The organism is Arthrobacter sp. Hiyo1, assembly GCF_001263615.2.
Lineage (GTDB): Bacteria > Actinomycetota > Actinomycetes > Actinomycetales > Micrococcaceae > Arthrobacter.
Window position 1 is genome coordinate 537,269 of the sequence record NZ_DF952470.1, and the last position, 5,677, is coordinate 542,945.

The 5,677-nt window shown below is 63.7% G+C and carries 6 protein-coding genes; 2 read left to right on the plus strand and 4 right to left on the minus strand.

Annotated elements, in window-relative coordinates:
• A partial coding sequence (locus AHiyo1_RS24725) for a TetR-like C-terminal domain-containing protein (protein ID WP_216363183.1) occupies window positions 1-414 on the plus strand: 414 nt, incomplete at its 5' end.
• Here the strand turns inward: AHiyo1_RS24725 and AHiyo1_RS11310 are convergent.
• The 4 genes from AHiyo1_RS11310 to AHiyo1_RS11325 form a co-directional block, all read right to left on the minus strand.
• On the minus strand, window positions 411-1,571 hold the full coding sequence (locus tag AHiyo1_RS11310; protein ID WP_059388629.1) for a globin domain-containing protein: 1,161 nt from the start codon (window positions 1,569-1,571) through the stop codon (window positions 411-413). The genes AHiyo1_RS24725 and AHiyo1_RS11310 overlap by 4 nt on opposite strands.
• A 153-nt stretch (window positions 1,572-1,724) precedes the next feature.
• Window positions 1,725-2,174 carry an RrF2 family transcriptional regulator gene (locus AHiyo1_RS11315; RefSeq protein WP_059388630.1) on the minus strand — a complete coding sequence of 150 codons (450 nt, stop codon included), beginning with the start codon at window positions 2,172-2,174 and terminating at the stop codon, window positions 1,725-1,727.
• 24 nt (window positions 2,175-2,198) lie between these two features.
• Complete coding sequence (locus AHiyo1_RS11320; RefSeq protein WP_059388631.1) at window positions 2,199-2,648, minus strand: hypothetical protein; 450 nt, start codon at window positions 2,646-2,648, stop codon at window positions 2,199-2,201.
• A gap of 27 nt (window positions 2,649-2,675) precedes the next feature.
• Window positions 2,676-4,094, minus strand: a complete 1,419-nt coding sequence (locus tag AHiyo1_RS11325) for a phosphomannomutase/phosphoglucomutase (protein WP_059388632.1) — start codon at window positions 4,092-4,094, stop codon at window positions 2,676-2,678.
• A 124-nt stretch (window positions 4,095-4,218) separates the two neighbouring features.
• Here AHiyo1_RS11325 and AHiyo1_RS11330 point away from each other — a divergent pair.
• A partial coding sequence (locus AHiyo1_RS11330) for a RecQ family ATP-dependent DNA helicase (protein ID WP_059388633.1) occupies window positions 4,219-5,677 on the plus strand: 1,459 nt, incomplete at its 3' end.

Below are 5,677 nucleotides of genomic sequence, written 5' to 3' on the forward strand. Positions count from 1 at the left end.
GCGGCATACGATGCCATGCCTGGCCCCGCCTCCGCGCCGGATACCGGCAGCCTGCGCGAAGACGCCCTGGCGATACTGCGGCTCGTGGCCCAACAACTGGAAGGAGCAGTGGGGCAAGCCATGCGCGGGCTCTTGGGGGAGGCGCTGCAGAATCCTACGGTGGCGGCTGAGGTCCACGAGTACGCTCGCGGCAACGTAGCAAGGATCATGGGCGCCATCATTGAGCAAGCCGCGGCCCGCGGCGAATGCCATCCCAGCGTGGCCACGGAGACGAGGATCGAGGCCGGCCCCGCCCTGCTGCGGCAGCGGTTCATTTTCTCCGGAGCACCGATTGACGACGATTATCTGGTGCACGTGGTGGACGAGGTGATGCTGCCACTTCTGGTTGGGCCGGGGTCGTCTGCTGCTTGCTAGTTAGCGAGCCAGATGTCCGGACCGAAGACCTCGTAGTGAATCTTTGTGGCGGGAATTCCGGCGTTGATGGCTTCGTTGCGGATGTGCTTCATGAACGGCAGCGGTCCGCAGAGGTACAGCGAGGCGTCGGTCGGAAGGTCCACCTCGCGCAGTGACATGAAGCCCGCGTTGGCCCCGGCCTGCGGTTCCTCCAGCCAGAGCTGGAGTTCGGCTGCGTCCAGGCGCTCGACGTCGTCCGTCATCTGCCCGCGCAGGGCCCAACTGTCCAGATTGCTCTCCGCGTGTAATACCAGGACTTGGCGGCTGGAGCCGGAATCGGCGAGCGAGCGCAGGATGGAAGCCGTAGGCGTGCAGCCGATACCGGCCGAGGCGAGGACCACAGGGCCGTCTCCATCCTTGAGCGTGATCTCTCCGTAGGGGTTGGAGATCTCCAGGACATCGCCGACCCCAACGGTTCCGTGCAGCACGGGCGAGACCTCGCCGCCGTCGTCGATCTTGGTCGTGAAGCTGCGGCTGGTGCCGGCGTCGCCCGAAAGCGAGTACTGGCGGACCTGGCGCAGGCCATCCGGGAGTGTGACTTTGACGCTGATGTATTGGCCGGGCAGGGCTGCGGTGATGGGGGTATCGTCGGCCGGCTCCAGGATGAAAGTCATGGACCCGGTGCCCGCGGGGGTCTTGGACGCGACCTTCCAGGGGCTCCACATCTTTCCGTTGGCCTGCGCCGCGTAGAGTCCCTTTTCGAGCTTGATCAGGGCGTCCGCCATGAGCCAATAGACCTCGGTCCAGGCTTCGGCGATTTCAGGAGTGATGACTTCGGCGAGATCCTCCGCGATGGCGGCGAAGAGGTGCTCGTAGACCACTTGGTACTGCGGCTCGGTGATCCCCAGGGAAGCGTGGCGGTGTGCAATGCGGGACAGGACCGTCTCCGGCAGGGTGCCGGGATTGCTCACCAGATGGCTTGCGAACGCGGCGATGCTTCCAGCGAGGGCCTGCTGCTGGGTGCCGGAGCGCTGGTTCGAACGGCTGAATAGCCCATCAAGCAGTTCGGGGTGCGCAGCGAACAGGCGGGAGTAGAACTTGGGGGTGATGTGGCCAATCCGTGAGCCGACGAGCGGCAAGGTGGCCTCGATGACGGGGAAGGACTTGTCCGAGAGCATAGGTACTCCTGTCGTAGTGGCCCGTGGGGTGAGTGCGGACCGGAATCAATACTTGTATTTGGAATGCAAGTATCTATAGCTAAAGTTCTACACGCTGTAGAAGGATTTCGCGAATCGACAGCCCGGAGATGACAGGACGCGCTGGAACCAGGCTTACAGTCCGGGGCGTAACCCGATCGCCTGGAATGCCGGCGCCATTTGCCGGGGGCGCGGCAGGGAAGATACGACGACGTCGTCCAACTCCCGGTAGAAGGCTTCCCTCGCCCGGGCCAGGGCGTGGCGCAGGCCGCACTCGGTAATCAGCGGGCAGTCGCCATGCACGGATTGGCACTCGGCGGGGTCGGGCCTGTTATTCAACTCCCGCAGGATGTGGCCAACGGTGGCTTGGCGTCCGGCGGCGCTGAGCCGGGATCCACCCTTGCGGCCGCGCTCGACGTCGATGAGGCCCAGCTCCCGTAGCCGAACAATGGCCTTGCTGACGTGGTGGTACGGAGTCCCCACGGCGTCTGCAATATTCTGGGTCGTCAGGAGTTCACCTGCGGGCGCGGACGACAGAACCAGGAGCGCACGCAGGCTCACATCCGCGAAGGCATTGATCTTCATGCCCTCAAGCTTACGGAGTAAGGTCTAGTCCACCCATACAAGGGGTTCATTGGTGTCAGCTTCGGCGTTGTCAAAGGTGAAGCCTTCAGCGGTCCGGGCATAGGGGACAACGGCCGCGAGGAGACCGCCGCTGCGATGCTCGGCCGCGGCGTGAATCCCGTCCGAGCCGTGCTCCGGCAGGATGACATCGCTCGTAATCGCCACCGCGCGGTATTCGTCACGGCCCTGGCGAAGCAATTCGAGGATGTCTGCCAGCATAGACTCCGTGTCGACGTTTCCCTCGTCGTCCGGCTCTCCGGGCGTTACGAAGACGATCCGAAGTTCGTTGTCCTGGGCGAGCGTGACGGCGAAGGGCAGGAAGCCACCGTTTTGTTCAAGGTGTTCCTGCGCCGTCGCCAGGGCGGCCCCAAGGGTTTCACGCACTTCGCGGAGTTCGAGTTCCTTGGTGCTTTCGAGGCCGTCGATGGAGTTCATGCTGCTGCTCGCCTTCGCGGCTGCCGGCTAGGCCCTGACCAGTGCAAGGACACGGTCCCGGACCTTTTCCATGGTGGCAACATCCTTCGCCTCGGCGTTCAGGCGTAGGAAAGGCTCCGTGTTGGAGGGACGAAGATTGAACCACCAGCTACCGTCCTTCGCGGTGAAGGTGCTGCCGTCCATGGTGTCCACGTCCACGTCTTCGCCATCAAAATCGGCGCGGACCCGCTCAATGGCTCCTGCCTTGTCCTCGATTTCGGAATTGATTTCACCGGAAGAGACATAGGGCTCGTACTGGCGGCCAAGTTCGGACAGCGGGCCATCCTGCTCGCCCAATGCGGCCAACACATGCATGGCCGCAAGCATGCCGGTGTCAGCGTTCCAAAAATCGCGGAAGTAGAAGTGCGCCGAGTGTTCGCCGCCGAAGACGGCTCCTTCTTCGGCCATGACAGCCTTGATGAAAGAGTGCCCCACACGTGTGCGCACGGCCCTGCCACCGTCCGCGGCCACGAGTTCCGGGACTGCCCGTGAGGTCAGCAGGTTATGGATGATCACGGGGGTCTCTTCGCCTGCAGCCTGTGCACGGGCGATTTCCCGGCGCGCAACCATCCCCGTGATGGCAGACGGCGACACGGGTTCGCCTTTTTCGTCGATCACGAAGCAACGGTCGGCGTCGCCGTCGAACGCCAGGCCAATATCCGCACCGTGCTCGATGACTGCGGCCTGAAGATCGCGCAGGTTTTCGGGCTCAAGCGGATTGGCCGGGTGATTCGGGAAGGAACCGTCCAGCTCAAAGTACAGGGGAACAATCTCGAAAGGCAGGGCCGGAAGCAGCTGGTCACCAAGGACCGCGGGAGTGGTCAGCCCGGCCATGCCGTTTCCGGCGTCGACGACGATCTTCAGCGGACGGGAGCCCTTGAGGTCAACCAGGCTGCGCAAGTACTCCGAGTAGTCCTTCAGGACATCGCGGGTGCTGATCTTGCCCTGTACATCCGCAGCAGGGATGCTCCCGCTATTGAGGTACTTCTCCGCCAGCGCCTGGATTTCCTTGAGGCCTGTTTCGGAAGAGATCGGCTGGGCGCCGGCCTTGGACATCTTGATGCCGTTGTACTCGGCGGGGTTGTGGCTCGCGGTGAACGTCGCGCCGGCCGCATTGAGGGCACCGCAAGCGTAGTAGAGCTCGTCGGTGGAGATGAGGTCCAGGAGTTGGACATTGGCGCCGCGGCGGGCAGCGCCGTCGGCAAAAGCCTTGATGAATTCAGGGGACGACGGGCGCATGTCGCCTCCAACCAGCACAGTTTCCCCGGCGAGGCCGAGGGTGTCGACGAAGGCCGCGCCGACGGATTCCACGATGTGGGAGGTGATGGATTCGCCGACGATTCCCCGGACGTCATAGGCCTTGAAGGAAGCCGAGAGGTCAAATGTCTTGTTCTGCTCGCTAGTCACGCGCTCAATCTTACTGTGGAGCGAGGTCGTCGCCGCGCCGGGACCTCATCTATGTGGAAAACGCTTGTCCACATAGATGACGTTCCGGGTTCTGGCTGTCTGCGGGTGCTGGAATACTGAAGCCATGCCCAACAACCCGGATGCTGCCCTACTCGCAGCAGAACAGTCCACCACCCGGCTGCAGGCCCTTGAAGTACTGAAGGAGCTTGTGGGAAATGCGGACGCCCGATTCCACGACGGCCAGTATGAGGCGATTGAGGCCCTCGTCGACGCCGGACGGCGGGCTTTGGTGGTGCAGCGGACGGGCTGGGGCAAGTCGGCCGTGTACTTCGTCTCGTCGTTGTTGTTGAGGCGCCGGGGCGCAGGGCCAACCCTCATAGTGTCGCCCCTGCTCGCGCTGATGCGGGACCAAGTGGCAGCGGCCGCACGTGCCGGAGTGCGGGCCGTGGCGATCAATTCCGCCAATCAGCTTGAGTGGGACAACGTCCGGGAGCAACTGGCCGCGGACCAGGTGGACGTTCTCCTGGTTTCGCCGGAGCGGCTCACCAATCCTTCGTTCCGGGAGAACCAGCTTCCCGAGCTCATCCGCCGCACCGGCCTCCTGGTGATTGACGAGGCACACTGCATTTCGGACTGGGGGCACGATTTCCGTCCCGACTATCGGCGCATCTCCGATCTTATCGAGCAACTGCCTGGGAGTGTTCCCGTGCTGGCTACCACGGCCACAGCAAACTCCCGGGTGGTCCATGACATCGAAGAGCAGCTCGGCGCCGGAGTGCTGACCATCCGCGGGCAGCTTGGCCGGGAGTCCTTGCGGCTAGGTGTCTTGAAGCTCGCCGATTCGCGCGATCGCCTTGGCTGGTTGTTGACCCATCTGGCAGACATGCCAGGCAGCGGAATCATCTACACCCTGACCGTTTCGGCCGCTGAAGACACCGCCCGGCTGCTCTCCGAGGCAGGCCACAACGTTTTGTCCTACACCGGGCGCACGGACCCCGCGGATCGTGAACGGGCCGAGCAACTGCTCAAGGACAACCAGGTGAAGGCGCTCGTTGCCACCTCGGCGCTCGGCATGGGCTTCGACAAACCGGATCTCGGATTCGTCATCCACCTTGGCGCCCCCTCATCGCCGGTGGCTTACTACCAGCAGGTCGGCCGTGCCGGTCGTGGCGCCGCAAACGCCGATGTGCTCCTTCTTCCCGGATCCGAGGACCGCGAGATCTGGCAGTACTTTGCCACTGCTTCGATGCCCTCCGAGGAGAAGGCCGCCGCCGTACTTACTGTCTTGGCCGAAGCCGGCTCTGCCTTGTCCACCGTGGCACTCGAAGCGCGGGTGGACCTGCGCCGGACTCCCTTGGAACTCCTGCTGAAGGTCCTGGCCGTGGATGGAGCGGTGGAGCGCGTGGGCGGTGGCTGGAAGTCCACGGGACGTCCGTGGATCTATGACGCCGAACGCTACGCCCGCATCGCCGAGGCCCGGGTGGACGAGCAGGATTCCATGGTGATCTACCAGGACACCGCCGGATGCCGCATGGAATACATCACCGCGGTCCTGGACGACGAGTCCGCGCGTGCGTGCGGTC

What these genes read in the sequence shown, in the direction of transcription:
- AHiyo1_RS11320 (WP_059388631.1), bottom strand. Translation starts at nt 2,648, where the DNA reads ATGAACTCCATCGACGGCCTCGAAAGCACCAAGGAACTCGAACTCCGC.
- AHiyo1_RS11310 (WP_059388629.1), bottom strand. Translation starts at nt 1,571, where the DNA reads ATGCTCTCGGACAAGTCCTTCCCCGTCATCGAGGCCACCTTGCCGCTC.
- AHiyo1_RS11315 (WP_059388630.1), bottom strand. Translation starts at nt 2,174, where the DNA reads ATGAAGATCAATGCCTTCGCGGATGTGAGCCTGCGTGCGCTCCTGGTT.